A 17727-nucleotide genomic window follows, 5' to 3' on the forward strand; every position below is an offset into this window, starting at 1 on the left:
TTGCTCTCTTCCGCCGCCCGCATGATCCGGCCCTCAGCATGGCATGCCGCGAGCCGGATCCCCGCGCCGCGTGCTCAGTCCTGCCGCTCGGTGCCCTCGACGTGCGCCCGCACCTGCTCCGGAGACAGATAGGCGTCCGTGTACTCGAAGTCCTTCAGCTTGGCGGGCTTGCGGGCCTGGAAACCCGTCCGCACGAAGTCGTCGCCGGCGACCGCGTTGAGCAGCCAGTTCGTCATCACCCGCGTCTTGGCCACGTTGGTGCGCAGCGCCGACCAGTGGTAGCCACGCGCCACGGCCTGGGCGGGCAGGCCCCGCAGTTCGACACCCAGCGGCTTGGACACCGCGTCCGTGCCGCCGAGGTCGACCACGAGCCCGAGGTCCTTGTGGACGTACGGCCGCATCGGCTGGTTGCGCAGCGTCGCGATGACGTTGTCGGCGACGTGCTTGCCCTGCCGCATGGCGTGCTGCGCGGTCGGCGGGCAGACGGCGGCCTCCTCGCCCTTGGCCAGATCGGGCACGGCGGCGGCGTCGCCGAGCGCGAACACCCCGTCGTTGCCCGGCAGGCACATCTCGGCGGTGACCGCGAGCCGCCCCTTGACGGTCTCCGCGCCGAGGGTGGCCATGAGGGGACTGGCGACGACGCCGGCGGTCCAGATCAGCGTGCGGGTCGGAACCACCCGGCCGTCGGTGAAGGTGACCTCCTCCGGGCCCGCCTTCGCGATCGAGACACCCAGCGAGATCTCGATGCCGCGCCGCCGCAGGATCTCCTGCGCGCTGCGCCCGAGCTTCTCGCCCAGCTCGGGCATCAGCTTCGGCGCGATGTCGATCAGGTGCCACTTGATCAGGCCCGGATCGATGCGCGGGTAGCGCTTGACCGCGGCGTGCGTCAGACGCTGCAGGCAGGCCGCGGTCTCGGTGCCCGCGTAGCCGCCGCCGACCACCACGAACTGCAGCCGCGAGGCCCGCTCGGCCGGGTCCTGGCTGGCGTCGGCCAGGTCGAGCTGGGAGATGACGTGGTCGCGGATGTAGGCGGCCTCGGCGAGCGTCTTCATCCCGAAGGCGTGGTCCGTCAGCCCAGGGATGTCGAAGGTGCGGGTGACGCTGCCGGGCGCCAGCACGATGTAGTCGTACGGCTCGTTGATGATCTTGTCGGTGATGGTGCGTATGACGCAGACCTTGGACTTCAGGTCCACGCCGATGGCCCCGCCCGGAATGATCCGGGTGCGGTACTTCTTGCTGCGGCGCAGGGAGACGGCGATCGACTGCGGCGTCAGTACACCGGAGGCGACCTGGGGCAGCAGCGGCAGGTAGAGCTGGTAGGCGAACGGCGTCACCAGCGTGACGTCGGCCTCGTCCGGGGAGAGTTTCCGTTCCAGACGGCGGACGCACTCCACGCCGGCGAAGCCTGCGCCAACCACCAGGATCCTGGGTCGTGTCACGGTGTTCATCCCTTTCTGCGGCTCCAGGCGGTCTGCCTCGAACGCCTTTCGCCTGCCCCTGGATCGCGGCTTGTCACCCCGTCGGGCCGACGCAGCGGACGGACGGGGCGGGGCAGACGAACGCGTCGATCACCACCATGCCCCTCCCGTGGCCGAAACGCACCAGGTGGGAGTGAAGAACCCGTGCACACGCGAGGCCCGGCCGGCCCCTTGGCTCAGGCCGGCCGCTCCGCCCCGCCGTGCAGGTGGCACAGCAACAGGCAGACGTCGTCGTCGCGTTCGGAGTCGCTCAGCAGGGGATGCAGGATCCCGTCCGCCGCGCTCTCCAGGTCCGCGTCCAGCTCGGCGGAGCCGAACCCGCCGAGCGCCGCCGCCACCCGTGCGATGCCCGGGTCTATCCCCAGCGCACGCCGCTCCACCAGTCCGTCCGTGTACAGGGCCAGCGTCGAGCCGGGTGCCAGGCGCACCGTGTGGTCCTTGATCTCCTGCGTCAGCGGGATGCCGAGCATCGCGCCGGGCCTGTCGTCGAGGGTGTCCACCCGCCCGTCGGGGGTGCGCAGCACCGGCGGCGGATGGCCCGCGGCCGCCCACGTCAGGGTGGACTCCTCCGGATGGAAACGCGCGATGACCGCGGTGGCGTACAGATCCGGCTGGAGGTGGTGCAGGAACATGTGCAGCCGGGTCAGCAGCCGGCCGGGGCTGCCGCCGTCCACGGCGTACGCGCGCAGGGCGGTGCGCAGCTGGCTCATCATCACGGCCGCGTGCAGACCGTGCCCGGTCACGTCGCCGACGACGGTGATCAGGCTCCCGTCCGGCTGACGGAACGCGTCGTACCAGTCACCGCCGATGTTCAGCCCGTGCGTCGCGGGCAGATAGCGCGCGGCCAGGCTGAGGCCCGGCGTGACCGGCAGGTCCGTCAGCAGCGCCCGCTGCAGCGTCTCGGCGATGTCCCGGTTGTGCTCGAAACGCCGGGCGTTGTCGATGGCGATGCTGGCCCGCCGGGTGAGCTCGATCAGCATCACGGCGTCGTCCGGGTCCCAGCGTTCACCCGGCGGCGACAGGGTCAGCACGCCCAGCGGCGCCCGCCGCGTCGGCAGCGGGACGCACAACAGGGGCCGGGTCGGGTCCAGCGCGGAGGGCGGCTGGTCGTCGACGCCGGGCAGCCCGCCGGGGTGGTCGGCGGCGTACTGCGGCCGCCCGGTGCGGGCCGCGACCACGGCGGCCGCCGGGTGGGGCGCGTGCCGGTGCTGGTCGGCGCCGTTGTCGTTGTCGAACAGCCAGACGTCGACGCTGCTGGCGTACTCCGGCACCAGCAGGTCCGGCAGCCGGCTGACGATCTCGTCGTGGTTCAGGGACGCCGTCAGTACCGCGCTCGCGTCCGCGAGGAACGTCAGCCTGCGCCGCGCGCTCTCCGCCTCGGTGCGCGCCCGGCGCTCCGCGGCGAACGCCTCCCGCTGGGCCTTGCCCGCCGCGTCGAGTTCGGCGTGCAGCGCCAGGACGCCCTGGTTCGTCTGGTGCAGTTCCTCCCGGTGGAAGGCGACCAGCTCCTCCTGCTCGGTGAGCTTGTCCAGCACCACGGCCGTGTCCTCGTCGGCGCCCAGCAGCGCCTCCGCCAGCGCCTCGGTGTCGTCCGCCACCGCGCCGACGTCGGACACCCCGGCGGCCTCGGGACAGGGCACCGTCACCTCCCACGGCGTCTCCCCGGCGGCGCAGGCGTCCTGGTCGGGCGTCACCACGGCGTGCAGCCGGCCCTCCTCGGCGATGGAGCCGGTCGCCTCCAGGCTGAGCCGCCAGGTGCCGCCCTTGGTCAGGCACTGCCGCAGATGGGCGCTGAGCGAGGCGGCCAGACGGCTGCGTTCGACGGTGGGCACACCGTACGCGGCGGCCAGGCGCGCGAGGGCGATGCGGGCCTGCGCCGCGTCGGTGACGGTGGTGATCTGCCAAGTACGGGTCATGGGCGGTCCGGCGGGGTCGGGGTCAGCACGGCCACGGCGGTGTCGTCCCGCACCGGGCGGGCGGAACTGCTGGCGTCGCGTATCGTCACCGCGGCCGTCACGGCCGGGTCGGCCGCCGGCAGCCCAAGGTCCGAGGGCGGGACCCACCGGCTGGGCAGCCCGTCGGTGTGCAGGATCAGCAGCCCGTCGTCCGCCCAGGCGACGTCCTCCTCGCGCACGGTGGCGGGCCGGTGGACGCCGACGATGCCGGGCCGGGACATCAGGGACCGCCAGGTGCCGTCCTGGCGCAGCCGCGCCCCGACGTTGCCGATGCCGGCGAACCGCAGCCGCCCGGCACGGGTGTCGAGCTGGGCCACGGCGACGGCCGCGCCCCGCGTGCCGCCCAGCGCCGAGTGGAGCTGCCGCAGCGACTCGGCGGGCGACAGGTGCGGTGCGCGGTGCAGCGCCTCCACCGCCGCGGTCGAGGCACGGGCCGCCTCGGGGCCGTGGCCCAGACCGTCGGCCAGCATCAGGGTCACCCGGTCGTCCGCCCGGACCCACGTCCAGGCGTCGCCCGAGAACGCGGCCCCGGCGAAGGGGATGTTGACGCCACCGGCCCGTACGTCGCCGAACGGCGCGCCGTGGGACGGCATCCCGGCCTCCGCCGGTACGCCGCCGCCCGGCACCCCGCCGCCTCGCGCGTACTGCGGCCGTGCCCCGCGCTCCGGCGTCCCGCCGCCCCGCGCCTCCTGCGGCCTTGACCCGTGCGCCCCGTGCGCCTGCCCGCCGCGCCGCGCCTCACCGGCGGCGTGGAGTGCGCTCCACGGCCTGCCGACGGGCGCCCCACCGCCCCGCGCCGCGGCGACGGCCCGGGCCCGCACGGACCCGGCTCGCGGCACGCCGCCGACGCGGGCCACCGCCACCGTGCCCCGGCCGGGCGCGCTGTGCAGGTCGAAGTCGTCGGCGAGGCGCAGACACGTGCCGAGGCCGGCGCCGAGCGAGCGGGTCGTGGAGAAGCCGTCGCGCAGGGCGGCGGGCACGTCGGGGATGCCCGGGCCGTGGTCGAGCGCGGCGATCTGCACGACCCGGGAGTCGTGCGGGCCGCCCCGGAGGGCGGGCGGGGCCACGATGTCGATGAGCACCTGCCCGCCCTCCGCGTGCTTCAGGAGATTGGTGGCCAGCTCGGTCGCGACCAGCGCGGCGGCCGCGGTCCGCCGGTCGTCGAGCCCGGCCGCGGCGGCCGCGTCCTCCGCGGCCACCCGGACGTCACGCACCCGGGTCGAGTCGTGAACCGGAACATCCCACACACGCGGCATCACGCCTCCTCGCGCGGACGCGGCGGCAGGGCCACCCACGAGGTCACCCGTACGGTCGTCCCGGCCCCCGGCGCGCTCTCGATCGCGAACTCGTGCACCAGACGCCGGGCGCCGCCCAGGCCCATCCCCAGCCCGTCGCCGGAGGTGAAGCCGTCGCTGAGCGCCCGGTCGAGGTCGGGGATGCCCGGCCCGTCGTCGGTGAAGGTCAGCCGGAGCCCGTGGGCACCGGCGCTGGTGACGTGCGCCGCCTCCATCTGTCCGCCACCGCTGTGCACCAGGGTGTTGCGGGCCAGCTCGCTGGCCGCGGTGACCAGCTTCGTCTGATCCACCAGACCGAAGCCGAGCTGGGCGGCGGCCTGCCGTACGTGCTGTCGCACCCACACCAGATCCATGTCCGACCGGATCGGCAGGCAGGCCTCAACGCCCGCGGCAGTGTGCATCACGGACTCTCCTGGCTCCGGCCGAGGGGGCGGGACGTCGGGGCGGGCTGCCCGAGCAGTTCCAGAGCCGCCTCGGTGCTGAGCGCGGTGCGCAGGCCCGGAAGCGTCAGGCCCAGTTCGACCAGGGTGATGGCGACCGCGGGCCGCATGCCCGCCACCACGGTCCGCGCGGCCAGCAGCTTGGCCTGGGCCGCGATCTCGGCCAGCACACGGCCGAGGAAGGAGTCGACGATCTCCACGCCGGAGATGTCGATGAGGACACCGCGGACCCCCGTGCGGGAGATCGCCTCGGCGAGGTCCTGCTGAAGCTGCTGTGCCGTGCTGTCGTGCAGGTCGCCCTGCAGGGTGACCAGCAGGACGTCACCGATCCGCAGGACCGGCACATGTCCCGCGGCCGGGCCGGAGAACGCGTCGCTCACCGCTGACCCGCACCGTTCGGTGTCGTGCTCACGATGTCGGTGCCGAGCTTGTGCAGGGCGTACGCCAGCGCGTCGGCGAGACTCGCCCGGGTGATCACGTCCAGGTCCAGGCCGAGATGGACGATGGTCTGCGCGATCGCGGGACGGATACCGGAGACGATGCACTGCGCGCCCATCAGCCGGGCCGCCGCGACCGTCTTCATCAGGTGCTGGGCCACCAGCGAGTCGACCGTCGGCACACCGGTGATGTCCAGGATCACGAAACGGGCGTGCTGGTCGACGACGGCGTTCAGCAGCGTCTCCATCACCACCTGGCTGCGGGCGCTGTCCAGCGTCCCGATCAGCGGCACGGCCACCACGCCGTCCCACAGCCGGATGACGGGCGTGGCCACCTCCAGCAGCTGCAACCGCTGCCGGTCGATGAGCGCCTGCCCCTCGCTCAGCGCCGTCTGCATGGCCACCAGCCGCAGCGTGCCCATCAGCACGGTCAGCGTGGTCGAGCACGCCCGCAGCTGCTCGGGCGGCAGCTTCTCCAGGTCGGCGACCAGGAGATTCTCCACGGGTGGCCGCAGCGCGGCCAGTTCACTGGACACCTGGGTGGTGGACAGCCCCGCCCGGGAACGGGCCGCGCCCATCCGGGCCAACTGCTCGCGCACCCCGCTGAATCCGGCGGCGTCCGGATCCTCGACCTGATGGGAGTCGGCCACCTGGGCCAGCGCGTCGACGACGACCTTGCCCGCCTCCACCGCCTCGTCCCGCGAGACGGTGAAAACGGTGCGGAACAGGGGTTCGTCCGCCCAACGCTGGGCGATCTGCTCACGGCGGCGCCGCAGAAAGTCCCTGACCTCGTGCGTCGGCGTGGCGAGCTGTCCCTCCGCTTCGTGCTCCGGCACCTGCTTCTCTCCTCATCCGCGTTGCATCGCACCGAGCCCGCTGGCGGCAACGAGACGGCGATGTGACTTCTGCCGGGCGACAACTCTAACCACGCGCCGACCTCGTACGACACCCGGTCCGAAGCGAGCGATCCGGTTCAGCGCACGCCGGCTGGCGACCGGCGTGACCGGCCGCGCGAAGGGTGAACCGGAGTTCGGGTGGGGCGGGGCGGACGGCCCCGTCAGGTCTCCTGCCCATCCTGCTCCTCAGGCGCCTCCGGCAGCCGGTCGACGCGGTCGAGAGCCTCGTCGACACTCTCCGAGACCGGCACCGTGATGCTGACGCCCGTGAGGTCGAGTATGCGGCGCACGGCCGGAGTCGGACGGATGACGTGCACGCTCCCGGCGGTGCGGCGGGTCTCCTGGTACACCCGCAGGATGATGTTCATGCCCGACGAGTCCATGAAGGGCACGGACGACAGGTCGAGCAGGAAGTGCCGTCGGCCGTGGTGGAGTTGGTTGGCCAGGTGGGCCTGGAACTCGGTCGCGGTGTCGACGTCCAGATAGCCGTCGACCGTGATCAGGGCCACATCGTCCCGGGGCAGCTCGACTTCCACGGACAGCGGGTTCTGGGCAAGGGGCACGAGTTCCTCCAACGAGTTCTGACGGCTGGGCTGGTCACCGCTGCGGGCGACCGTGGTGCGGGGCGATGCCGGTCGGATGCCGGGCTCGGACGCCGCGAGTCATGCGCCTCCCTTCACCTCCTGCCGGGTTCCTGCTTTCACCGCGCCCCCGCGATTACCCCCGAATCCGTCCTTCAATCTCCCTCGTCCGCCCGGGGCCCAGCCGCGCCGGCGGCGTCGCAGGCGACCCCCGACTCACCGAATGCGCGTGCGGGAGAAGGGTATTTGGTGCTGTGGAGCGCGGCGGGAGCGAACCGTCCGCCGCGTGCTCCGCGACCCGCACACCGTTCGGGAGGAAGGAGCAGCGTGGCCACCGACACAATCTGGTCGTACGCGCCGGACAGCGGTCACGTCGAGGGGCAGGACCTGACCGGATTCACGGTCGCCGGGGCCGACGGCACGATCGGGCACGTGGCCCGGGAGGCCGCCCCGCACGGCATGCGGCACCTGGTCGTCGACACCGGAATGTGGGTGTTCGGCCGAAGCGTCCTGGTGCCGGCCGGCGTCGTCACCGGCGTCGACCCGCAGGCCCGGCGGATCACCCTGGCCTGCACCGGGGGAGAGGCCAAGGCGGCCCCGCGCTTCAGGACCGACAGCGAGACCCTGGACCGGGACTACCTGACGTCCGTCGGCGACTACTACGACCGGCTGCCGCCGCGGGAGACGACCTCGGTCTGAGCCGACCACGGGCATGGCCCCGGCGCTCCCCGGTCCACCGGGGGCGAGAGCTCCCCGGTTCACCAGGGGAGGAACACGTGCACGTCCTTGCCGTGCTCGTCGGTCACCACGCTGACCTGGTCGCACAGGGTGTGGACCAGGTGCCAGCCGATGCCGCCGCCACCGCTGTGCGGATCGAAGGGCCGCGGTGCCGGCGGCGTCGTACTGGTGTCGTGCAGCACCACGTGCACCCCGTCGAAGGTGCGGCGCATGCGCAGCGCGAAGGGCCCCGGAGCGTACTGGACCGCGTTGGCGGCGAGTTCCGTCACCACCAACAGGATGTCGTCCCAGTACTCGGGGGCCGAGGGTGGCGAGGAGCGTGCCAGGTCACGCAGGAACTCCTCCGCGGCCAGGCGCGCACCCGTCACGTCGTGCGGCTCGCCCGCGAAGCGGTTCGTGCGGCTCGGGATCTCCTCGGAGGTCAGTGCGTCGTCCCCACGCGGCTCGGTTGACATATCGCCTTTCGGGCCCGGTGCAGCAGGCCGGTCAGCCTTCCTCATGCTGTCTCTTGCGTGTCTCTTGCGTCGCCACTGTTGCGTGTTCCCGTGGGGGCGGGGAGTACGCGTCCGTCCTCCTCAGCCTTCAGCGGAACACGTTGTCCGAGTCGTCGGAGTCGTCCCAGGCCGCCGACACGTCCGTGGCGGGCAGCCGCCCGGGACGCGCGCGGGACTGGTACATCGCCTCGATCTCGGCCGCGTAGTGCCGCACGATCGCGTCCCGGCGCAGCTTCATCGACGGCGTCAGCAACCCGTTCGTCACGTCGAACGGCTCCGGCAGGATCCGGAACACCCGGACCGACTCCGAGCGCGACACGGCACTGTTGGCCGCGGCCACGGCCCGCGCGACCTCCTCCCGCAGCGCGTTCTCCTCCCGTGCCTCCCGCGCCTCGCCCTGCAGCGCCAGCGCGGCCCGCCAGTGCGCCAGGAACTCCGGGTCGAGTGTGATCAGGGCCCCCACGCAGGGCCGGTTGTCGCCGACCACCACCGCCTGGTGGATCAGCGGGTGCATCCGCAGCCGCTGCTCCAGGAAGGCGGGGGCCACGCTCTTGCCGCTGCTGGTGATGATGACGTCCTTCTTGCGGCCGGTGATCGTCAGATACCCCTCGGAGTCCAGCCGCCCGAGGTCCCCGGTGGCCAGCCAGCCGCCGCGCAGCGCGTTGCGGGTGGCGGCCTCGTCGCCGACGTAGCCCTGGAACACCGACGGGCCGCGCACCAGGATCTCCCCGTCCTCGGCCACCCGGATCTCCGAGCCCGGCAGGACCTGCCCGACCGTGCCGGACTTCTCCCGGCCCAGCGGCTGCATCGTCACGCCGCCGCTGGTCTCCGTCAGCCCGTACCCGTCGTGCACGTAGATGCCGATGCCCTCGTAGAACAGGCAGAGGTCGCGGCTGAGCGGCGAGCCGCCGGAGGTCGCCCGGCGCACCCGGCCGCCCAGCGCCTCGCGCAACCTGCGGTAGACCGTGCGCTCGTACAGGGCGTGCTGCAGCCGCAGGTCGAAGCCGGGCCCCGAGCCACGGCCCAGCCGCTGCCGCTCCAGGGCGGCGGCGAAGTCCCGGGCCGTGTCGGCGGCCCGCTGGAACAGACCGCCGCGGCCCGCCTGCTGGGCCGTGCGCAGGAAGGTCTTGTACATCTTCTCGAACACCGACGGAACGCCGTAGAAGTACGTCGGGCGGAAGGAACGCAGCGCCGACATGAGGGCGTCCCCGCTCAGGTCGGGTTCGTGGCCCATCAGCAGGCCGCCGCGCACGCACATGCCCTGGATCATCAGCCCGTACACGTGGGAGAAGGGCAGATACGCGAGGACGGAACCCTGCTGTCCGGGCGGCGCCGCCGTGTGTCTCCAGCCCGCCAGCAGCGTGTCGCAGGGGCTGGCCAGGTTGCGGTGGCTCAGCGCGCACCCCATGGCGCGGCCCGTCGTACCGGAGGTGTAGGCGATGACGGCCGTGGAGTCCGGCAGCACGATGCGGCGCATCGAGTCGACCGTGGCCCACGGGATGAACTGCCCGCGCGCCACCAGCTCGTTCAGCGCACCGGCGTCCAGCTGCCAGACGTGCCGCAGCAGCGGCAGCGTGGCGCACACGGAGCCCACCGTCATCACGCCCTGCTCGTCCTCGACGACCACGGCCACACAGCCGGCGTCCCTGAGGATCCACTCCACCTGCTCGCGCGAGGACGTCGGATAGATCGGCACGACCTCCGCGCCCACCGCCCACAGCGCGTAGGCCAGGACCGTCCACTCGTACCGGGTGCGCGCCATGATCGCGACACGCCGCCCCGGCGAGATCCCCGACGCGATCAGCCCTTTGGCCAGGTCGACGACCTCGTCGCGGACCTCGACGGCCGTCACCTCCTGCCATGTGGTGGAGGCCGGGTCGGGGCGGTGGGCGAGCATCGGCAGTGTGGGGTTCCGGTCCGCCGTCTCGAAGAGACTGTCGGCGAGCCCGCCGGTCAGGGGCGGGGCGGCCGGGGGAGCCGGAGCGAGGTCGCGCATGCACTGCTCCTGATGTGTACCGGGTGTGACGTCGCCGATGAGTACGGTCATCAGCGGTGCTCGAATGTAGTCGAGGTCAGGGCCCGTGGGGCGGGGAACGCGGAAGTCGTCCCGGTCTGATGATCTCGGCGGGTTCGGGGGACTCGGAGGGCATGAGTCACATCAGTCCCGATCCCGAACCAGAACGCACCCCAGGCCTGGAACCGGGCGGCGGTGTACCGCCGGGCGAGACCCCGCCCGCGGAGAGCAGCATGCCCGGGGCGGGCCCCCGGGAGACGCACAACCCGCCCAAGGGCTGGGCCAAGGCACCACTGACCCTGATCCTCGCCCTCGTCGTGCTGATCGCGGCGTTCTTCCTGGTCTACGCCCTCGTCCTGATCCTCTGACCCGGGCGACGAGGGAGCCCCGCCGCAGGACGCCTCACGACTGCGTGTGCCGCACGCACTCCGTGACGACGTCCCGCAGGCTTCCCGTGCGCTCCAACAGCGCGCGCTGCACCTGTGCGCCGTTGCCGTGCCGCAGCAGCCCGGCGCAGGCGTCCCGCGCCCGCTCGAGGTCCCCGCAGTCGGCGAGGGCCTCGGCGACATGGTCCAGCAGGGCCCGTACGACCGCCTCCGCGGGCATGCGCCGCATGGTCGCGGGATGCAGCAGCTCGCCCGTCAGACCGGACCGCGCGGCCAGCCAGTCCGCCAGCCGCAGCAGGCTCACGCTGTGGTCGACGGGCTCCTGGCCCGCCCGCCACTCGCGCGCGGCGGTCTCCACCAGCCCGCGGGCCAGGGTCGCCACCAGGACGGCGGTCTCCGCGTGCAGGCAGACGTCCGAGACCCGGATCTCCACCGTCGGATACCGCCGGGACAGGCGTGCGTCGAAGTAGACCATCGCGTCGTCGAGGATCGCGCCGGTGGCCAGCATGTCGGTGACCCGCCGGTGGTACTGCTCGGCGGAGCCGAAGATCTCGGTCGGGCCGGCCGACGGCCAGCGCTGCCACACCCGGCTGCGGTAGCTGTTGTAACCCGTGTCCTTGCCCTGCCAGAACGGCGAGTTCGCGCTGAGCGCGGCCAGCACGGCCAGCCAGGGCCGCACCCGGTCGATGACCGCGACGCCCTCCTCGTCGGAGTCGACGTTCACATGGACGTGGCAGCCCAGGACGAGCTGCTCCTGGGTGGCGATGCCGTACTCCTCCGCCATCCACTGGTACCGCCGGTTGACGCCCACGGCGGGGCTCACGGGCAGCGGGGAGGTCGCCAGCGCCGCGACGGTGCAGCCGATCTCACCGGCGTGCCGGGCGGCCTCCTTGCGGCAGCGCACGATCTCCGCGCGCAGGCTCTCCATGGACGACTGCGGATGCGTGGCGAACTCCAGCATCTGGTCGTGGAGTTCCTTCTCGAAGACGTCCTTGTCGGCGTCGTCCTGCGCGGCTCGGGCGAGCACCGCGGCGGACAGTGCCCGCGGCTCGCCGGTCTCCGGATCGACCAGGAGGAGCTCCTCCTCCACTCCGACAGTGCGCACGTGATGCCGCCCTTTCTGTGAACCTGACGCGGCGACGACGAGGTGGATTCCTCGGTCGTAGACCCCGAATGCCCCGCTCAGAGCAGTCGGAACCTGGTGCCGCCGCCGGACTTCACAGAGCGAACGGCGTCAGCCACACCGTGGCCAGCGGAGGGAGCGTGATCCGCACGCACCCGTCCTCCGGCTTGACGGGGTCCGCGTTGGTGACGCCGCTGCCGCCGTAGCAGACGGCGTCGGTGTTGAGGATCTCCTCCCAGGCCGTGGTGTCGGCGGGAACGCCGAGGTGGTAGTCGTGGCGGACGACGGGGGAGAAGTTGGACACGGCGAGCAGTGGGTTGCCCTCGGCGTCGAAGCGCAGGAAGGCGAAGACGTTGTCGTCGGCCGCGTCCACCACCACCCACCTGAAGCCCTCCGGGCGGGTGTCGCACTGCCACAGGGCGGGTGTCGCCCGGTAGACCGTATTCAGGTCGCGCACCAGGTCGCGTACGCCGCGGTGGTCGCCCGCCGAGTGGTAGCCGTCGTCGAGCAGCCACCACTCCGGCCCGTGCTCCACCGACCACTCCGCCCCCTGGGCGAACTCCTGCCCCATGAACAGCAACTGCTTGCCGGGGTGGGCCCACATGTAGCCGAGGTAGGCGCGGACGTTCGCGCGCCGCTGCCACCAGTCGCCCGGCATCTTCGACACCAGCGCCTGCTTGCCGTGCACGACCTCGTCGTGCGAGATCGGCAGGACGAAGTTCTCGCTGTAGGCGTACACCATCGAGAACGTCATCTCGTGGTGGTGGTACTTGCGGTGCACCGGCTCCTTGCCGATGTACTCCAGCGAGTCGTGCATCCAGCCCATGTTCCACTTCAGGCCGAAACCGAGCCCGCCGGTGTCGGTGGGCCGGGTCACCCCGCCCCACGCCGTGGACTCCTCCGCGATCGTGACCACGCCCGGTGACCGCCGGTACACGGTCGCGTTCATCTCCTGCAGGAACGCCATGGCCGCCAGGTCCTCCCGGCCGCCGTACACGTTGGGCTCCCACTGGCCGTCCTCGCGCGAGTAGTCCAGGTACAGCATCGAGGCGACCGCGTCCACGCGCAGCCCGTCGATGTGGAACTCCTCGCACCAGTACACGGCGTTGGCCACGAGGAAGTTGCGCACCTCGGTGCGGCCGAAGTCGAACTCGTACGTCCCCCAGTCGGGGTGCTCCGCGCGCCGCGCGTCCCCGGGCTCGTACAGCGGGTCTCCGTCGAACCGGGCCAGGGCCCAGTCGTCCTTCGGGAAGTGCGCCGGCACCCAGTCCATGATCACGCCGATGCCGGCCCGGTGGCAGGCGTCGACGAAGTACCGGAAGTCGTCCGGAGTGCCCAGGCGGGCGGTGGGCGCGTAGAAGCCGGTGACCTGGTAGCCCCAGGAGCCGTGGAAGGGGTGCTCGGCGACCGGCATCAGCTCCACATGGGTGAAGCCGAGGTCCTTGACGTACGCGGGCAGCTCCTCGGCGAGCTCCCGGTAGGTCAGCCCCGGCCGCCAGGACGGCAGGTGGACCTCGTAGACGGACAGGGGTGCCTCGTGCACCGGGGTGTCGGCGCGGTGCGCCATCCACTCCGCATCGCCCCACTCGTAGTGGGAGGCCGTGACGATCGACGCCGTGTTGGGCGGCTCCTCCGTACGGCGTGCCATCGGGTCCGCCTTGAGGAAGCGGTGGCCGTACCGGGAGGTGATCTCGAACTTGTACGGGGTGCCCTCGCCGACACCCGGCAGGAACAGTTCCCACACCCCGGACGAGCCCAGCGACCGCATCGGGAACTGCGTCCCGTCCCAGTAGGTGAAGTCCGTGGCGACCCGGACGCCCTGCGCGTTCGGCGCCCACACGGTGAACCGGGTGCCGGTCACGCCCTGGTGGGTCATGGGGTGCGCGCCGAGCGCCTTCCACAGCTCCTCGTGGCGGCCCTCGCGGATCAGGTGCAGGTCGAGCTCGCCGAGCGCGGGCAGGAAGCGGTACGGGTCGTGCGTCTCGTGCTCGCCGTCGTCGTACGCCACGGCCAGCGTGTACGCGGGGATCTCGTCCAGCGGCAGCACGCCGGTGAACAGACCGTCGCCCTCCGAGGTGAGGCGGGTGCGCAGCCCGTCGATCACCACGCTCACGGAACGGGCGAAGGGGCGCAGCGCCCGGAAGACGATCCCGTCCGCGACCGGGTGGGCGCCGAGCAGCGCGTGCGGATCGTGGTGGGCGCCCGCCAGCAGGCGCCCGCGGTCCTCGGGGCTCAGTGGCGGGGCGGTCCCGCACGGGATCGGGCCGGACGGCTCGGGCAGCGAGATGTCACGCAGGGCCACGGTCAGTCTCCTCTCACGGCGAGGCGCTCGATCGCCGCCATCGGTACGGGCAGCCAGTCGGGGCGGTGCCGGGCCTCGTACAGCACCTCGTACACGGCCCGGTCCGTCTCGTAGGCGCGGAGCAGGCCGTGCTTCTTGCGCGGGTCCCAGCCGGCGCGGGCGGCGTAGCCCGCGCAGTAGGCCTCCCGGCAGCGGCGCGCCCACTCCGGGCGCCAGGGACGGCGCTGCCGGGCGGCGTAGTCGAAGGAGCGCAGCATGCCCGCGATGTCCCGGACGGGGGAGTGGGCGCTGCGCCGTTCGGAGAGCGGCCGGGACGGCTCGCCCTCGAAGTCGATGACGAACCACTCGCGCCCGGCCCGCAGCACCTGCCCCAGATGCAGGTCGCCGTGGATGCGCTGGGCGGGCGGCCCGGGATCGCAGGTGGTGAGTGCGGCGAAGGCGGCCCTGAGGCCCGGGACGAACGGCTGGAGCGCCGGGACGCAGTGCGCGGCGGCGGTCAGGCGCTCGTTCATCGCCGCCGCCGTCCGCCCGTTCTCCCCGGGCTCGCCGACGGGGAACGCCGAGGCCAGCGCGAGGTGCACCTCCGCCGTGGCCCCGCCCAGCGCCCGGGCCTGCGGCGTGAAGTCGTCCCCGGCGGCCAGGGCGTGCAGGGCCAGCGTCCAGCCGTCGGAGGCGTCGCGCAGGTACGGCTGCAGCACACCGAGCGTCGCCTTCAGCGGATGCGTCGTACGGAACCAGGCCACGGGGGCGGGCACGCGGTGGCAGCCCTGGCGGGCCAGCGCGCCCGGCACCTCCAGGTCGGGGTTGATGCCGGGCTGGATGCGCCGGAAGACCTTCAGGATGTACTCGTCGCCGTACACCAGCGAGGAGTTGGACTGCTCGGCGTCCAGCAGGCGCGGCGCGAGTCCGGTCGTCACCGGCAGGTCCGGGTCGCACTCGAAGCGCAGGGGGCCGACGGTGCCGGGCTGCCGCAGCCGCCCCAGGAGGAGCTGGGCCGCACGGGGGTCGTGGAGCGCGTCGTAGACCGTCAGACCGGCCAGCGGCCCGTCCTCCACCCTGCCGATCAGCGCCCGGCCGAGCCGCGGGGAGGGATGGTCGCGTACGGCGAGGAGGAGCTGGTAGCAGTCGCCCGGGGGAGCGCCGCCGGGCGCGGGCACACCCGCGTGCCCCGCGTGGACCAGCAGGTGCAGACAGCCCGGGAAGAGCTCGGTCATCGACAGCAGACTGAGCTCGGTGACGGGCCGGTCCTTGCCGGCGAACCAGCGCTGCCGTGGCAGCCACTCGCGCAGCAGCTCGCCGAGCGACTCCATGGGCTCGGCGAGGCGCACACGGTCCGGGCGGAGGGATGCGGTCTTCGGCATGGTCACGCCTCCTTTCGTCGGCGCATGCTCACAGGCGTCGGCCGATGCGGGATGCGACTCGAGTGAGCCGGAACCAGTAGAAGCCGTGGCCCCCGAGGGTCAGCAGGTACGGCAGCTCGCCGATGGCCGGGAAGCGGACCCCGCCGAACAGCTCGACCGGGTGGCGCCCGGCGAACTCACGCAGGTCGAGTTCGGTGGGTTGCGCGAAGCGCGCGAAGTTGTTGACGCACAGCACCAGGTCGTCCTCGTACTCCCGCAGGAAGGCCAGCACCGCCGGGTTCGACGACGACAGCTCGGTGTAGGAGCCGAGACCGAAGGCCGGGTTCTGCTTGCGGATCTCGATCATGCGGCGGGTCCAGTGCAGCAGCGACGACGGCGACGCCATGGACGCCTCGACGTTGGTGACCTGGTGGCCGAAGACCGGGTCCATGATCACGGGCAGCGTGAGCCGGCCCGGATCGCACGTGGAGAAGCCCGCGTTGCGGTCCGGGGTCCACTGCATCGGGGTCCGTACCGCGTCGCGGTCGCCGAGCCAGATGTTGTCGCCCATGCCGATCTCGTCGCCGTAGTAGATGATCGGCGAGCCCGGCAGGGAGAGCAGCAGGGCCGTGAAGAGCTCGATGGAGTGACGGTCGTTGTCCAGCAGGGGCGCGAGCCGCCTGCGGATGCCGATGTTGGCGCGCATGCGCGGGTCCTTGGCGTACTCGGCCCACATGTAGTCGCGCTCTTCGTCGGTGACCATCTCGAGCGTGAGCTCGTCGTGGTTGCGCAGGAAGATGCCCCACTGGCAGCCCGAGGGGATGTCCGGCGTCTTGGCGAGGATCTCGGAGACCGGGTAGCGGGATTCCCGCCGCACGGCCATGAAGATCCGGGGCATGACCGGGAAGTGGAACGCCATGTGGCACTCGTCGCCGCCGCGCTCGTAGTCGCCGAAGTAGTCGACGACGTCCTCGGGCCACTGGTTCGCCTCCGCCAGCAGCACGGTGTCCGGATACAGCGCGTCGATCTCGCGGCGGACCCGCTTGAGGAACTCGTGGGTGGCGGGCAGGTTCTCGCAGTTGGTGCCCTCGGCCGCGTACAGGTACGGCACCGCGTCCAGCCGGTAGCCGTCGATGCCGAGATCCAGCCAGAAGCGCAGGGCGGCCAGGATCTCCTCCTGGACGCGGGGGTTCTCGTAGTTGAGGTCCGGCTGGTGCGAGAAGAAGCGGTGGAAGTAGTACTGCCCCCGGACCGGGTCGTACGTCCAGTTGGACGCCTCGGTGTCGACGAAGATGATACGGGCGTCCGGGTAGCCCTTGTCGTCGTCGGCCCACATGTAGAAGTCGCCGTACGGGCCGTCCGGGTCCTTCCTGGACTCCTGGAACCACGGGTGCTGGTCGCTGGTGTGGTTCATGACGAAGTCGATGATCACGCGCATGCCGCGCTGGTGGGCGGCGTCGACGAACTCCACGAAGTCGGCGAGGTCGCCGAACTCGGGCAGGACGGCGGTGTAGTCGGAGACGTCGTAGCCGCCGTCCCGCAGCGGGGACTTGAAGAAGGGCGGCAGCCACAGGCAGTCGACCCCCAGCCACTGCAGGTAGTCGAGCTTGGCGGTCAGGCCCCTGAGGTCGCCGACGCCGTCGCCGTTGCTGTCCTGGAAGGAGCGGACGAGGACCTCGTAGAAGACGGCGCGCTTGAACCACTCGGGGTCCCGGTCCCTGGCAGGGGTGTCCTCGAAGGTGTCCGGTACGGGCTCGTTCACGGTCATGACGTTCCTGCCCCTCCGTTCTGCGGCGCGGCGGGCGGTAGCTGGACGTGCAGGACGTGCGCGGGAGCCCGCCCCGGCTCGAGCCGCACGTAGTTGTCCCGGCCCCACAGATAGGTCTCGCCGGTGAGCTCGTCCCGGACCGGCGTGAACTCGCCCCAGTCCAGGCCGAATTGCGGCATGTCCAGCGAGACCGTGGCCTCCTGGGCGTGCTGCGGGTCGAGGTTGGCGACGACCAGCACGACGTCGTTCCCGGTGCGCTTGCTGTAGGCGATGAGCGCGTCGTTGCCGGTGTGGTGGAAACGGAGGTTCCTGAGCCGCTGGAGGGCGGGGTGGGCCCGCCGGATGGTGTTGAGCCGGGTGATCAGGGGGGTGATGGTGCGGCCCTCGCGCTCGGCCGCCTCCCAGTCGCGGTGCCGCAGCTGGTACTTCTCCGAGTCGAGGTATTCCTCGCTGCCTTCCCTGAGCGGGGTGTTCTCGCAC

The 17727-nt window shown here is 72.2% G+C and carries 16 protein-coding genes; 2 read left to right on the forward strand and 14 right to left on the reverse strand.

Translation table 11 applies throughout. The features are described from left to right. Positions 1 to 74: 74 nt before the first annotated feature. The 7 genes from ACYVMZ_RS32790 to ACYVMZ_RS32820 form a co-directional block, all read right to left on the reverse strand. On the reverse strand, positions 75 to 1448 hold the full coding sequence (locus ACYVMZ_RS32790) for an NAD(P)/FAD-dependent oxidoreductase (protein WP_461086202.1): 1374 nt from the start codon (positions 1446 to 1448) through the stop codon (positions 75 to 77). Between the two features lie 206 nt (positions 1449 to 1654). Beyond that, the gene (locus ACYVMZ_RS32795; protein ID WP_461086204.1) at positions 1655 to 3394 is read right to left on the reverse strand and encodes a PP2C family protein-serine/threonine phosphatase; all 1740 of its coding nucleotides are present in this window, start codon (positions 3392 to 3394) and stop codon (positions 1655 to 1657) included. Further along, positions 3391 to 4689, reverse strand: coding sequence for a SpoIIE family protein phosphatase (locus tag ACYVMZ_RS32800; protein WP_461086206.1), 1299 nt, complete (start codon positions 4687 to 4689; stop codon positions 3391 to 3393). Before ACYVMZ_RS32800 ends, ACYVMZ_RS32795 begins: the two co-directional genes overlap by 4 nt. Then, positions 4689 to 5129, reverse strand: a complete 441-nt coding sequence (locus tag ACYVMZ_RS32805) for an anti-sigma regulatory factor (RefSeq protein ID WP_461086243.1) — start codon at positions 5127 to 5129, stop codon at positions 4689 to 4691. Before ACYVMZ_RS32805 ends, ACYVMZ_RS32800 begins: the two co-directional genes overlap by 1 nt. Then, entirely contained in the window at positions 5129 to 5548 is a 420-nt protein-coding gene (locus tag ACYVMZ_RS32810; RefSeq protein ID WP_461086209.1) for an STAS domain-containing protein, read from the reverse strand. The genes ACYVMZ_RS32805 and ACYVMZ_RS32810 overlap by 1 nt, the downstream gene beginning before the upstream one ends. Continuing rightward, on the reverse strand, positions 5545 to 6441 hold the full coding sequence (locus tag ACYVMZ_RS32815; RefSeq protein WP_461086211.1) for an STAS domain-containing protein: 897 nt from the start codon (positions 6439 to 6441) through the stop codon (positions 5545 to 5547). The genes ACYVMZ_RS32810 and ACYVMZ_RS32815 overlap by 4 nt, the downstream gene beginning before the upstream one ends. A 221-nt stretch (positions 6442 to 6662) precedes the next feature. Continuing rightward, positions 6663 to 7064, reverse strand: coding sequence for an STAS domain-containing protein (locus tag ACYVMZ_RS32820; RefSeq protein ID WP_461086213.1), 402 nt, complete (start codon positions 7062 to 7064; stop codon positions 6663 to 6665). 345 nt (positions 7065 to 7409) lie between these two features. On the opposite strand from ACYVMZ_RS32820, the gene ACYVMZ_RS32825 reads away from it, so the two are divergent. Continuing rightward, positions 7410 to 7781: a PRC-barrel domain containing protein gene (locus tag ACYVMZ_RS32825; RefSeq protein ID WP_461086215.1), complete on the forward strand. Its 372-nt coding sequence runs from the start codon at positions 7410 to 7412 to the stop codon at positions 7779 to 7781. A gap of 59 nt (positions 7782 to 7840) precedes the next feature. Here ACYVMZ_RS32825 and ACYVMZ_RS32830 read toward each other — a convergent pair whose 3' ends face one another. Together ACYVMZ_RS32830 and ACYVMZ_RS32835 are read right to left on the reverse strand one after the other, a co-directional pair. Further along, entirely contained in the window at positions 7841 to 8275 is a 435-nt protein-coding gene (locus ACYVMZ_RS32830) for an ATP-binding protein (protein ID WP_461086217.1), read from the reverse strand. Positions 8276 to 8402: 127 nt separating this feature from the next. After that, positions 8403 to 10310, reverse strand: coding sequence for an AMP-dependent synthetase/ligase (locus ACYVMZ_RS32835; protein WP_461086219.1), 1908 nt, complete (start codon positions 10308 to 10310; stop codon positions 8403 to 8405). 152 nt (positions 10311 to 10462) lie between these two features. Here ACYVMZ_RS32835 and ACYVMZ_RS32840 point away from each other — a divergent pair, with 152 nt between their 5' ends. After that, complete coding sequence (locus ACYVMZ_RS32840) at positions 10463 to 10696, forward strand: DUF6480 family protein (protein WP_461086221.1); 234 nt, start codon at positions 10463 to 10465, stop codon at positions 10694 to 10696. 34 nt (positions 10697 to 10730) lie between these two features. On the opposite strand, the gene ACYVMZ_RS32845 is transcribed toward ACYVMZ_RS32840, so the two are convergent. From ACYVMZ_RS32845 to ACYVMZ_RS32865, 5 genes are all read right to left on the reverse strand, one after another. Continuing rightward, the gene (locus ACYVMZ_RS32845) at positions 10731 to 11819 is read right to left on the reverse strand and encodes a glutamate--cysteine ligase 2 (RefSeq protein WP_461086223.1); all 1089 of its coding nucleotides are present in this window, start codon (positions 11817 to 11819) and stop codon (positions 10731 to 10733) included. A gap of 112 nt (positions 11820 to 11931) precedes the next feature. After that, entirely contained in the window at positions 11932 to 14139 is a 2208-nt protein-coding gene (gene glgB / locus ACYVMZ_RS32850; RefSeq protein ID WP_461086225.1) for a 1,4-alpha-glucan branching enzyme, read from the reverse strand. A gap of 2 nt (positions 14140 to 14141) precedes the next feature. Beyond that, positions 14142 to 15500, reverse strand: a complete 1359-nt coding sequence (locus tag ACYVMZ_RS32855; protein WP_461086227.1) for a maltokinase N-terminal cap-like domain-containing protein — start codon at positions 15498 to 15500, stop codon at positions 14142 to 14144. A gap of 28 nt (positions 15501 to 15528) precedes the next feature. Beyond that, positions 15529 to 17247, reverse strand: coding sequence for a maltose alpha-D-glucosyltransferase (treS, locus tag ACYVMZ_RS32860; protein ID WP_461086229.1), 1719 nt, complete (start codon positions 17245 to 17247; stop codon positions 15529 to 15531). Further along, positions 17244 to 17727: DUF3459 domain-containing protein (locus ACYVMZ_RS32865; RefSeq protein ID WP_461086231.1), on the reverse strand; the 484-nt coding region annotated here is incomplete at its 5' end. The genes ACYVMZ_RS32865 and treS, both read right to left, overlap by 4 nt.

This window comes from Streptomyces deserti (assembly GCF_054782695.1).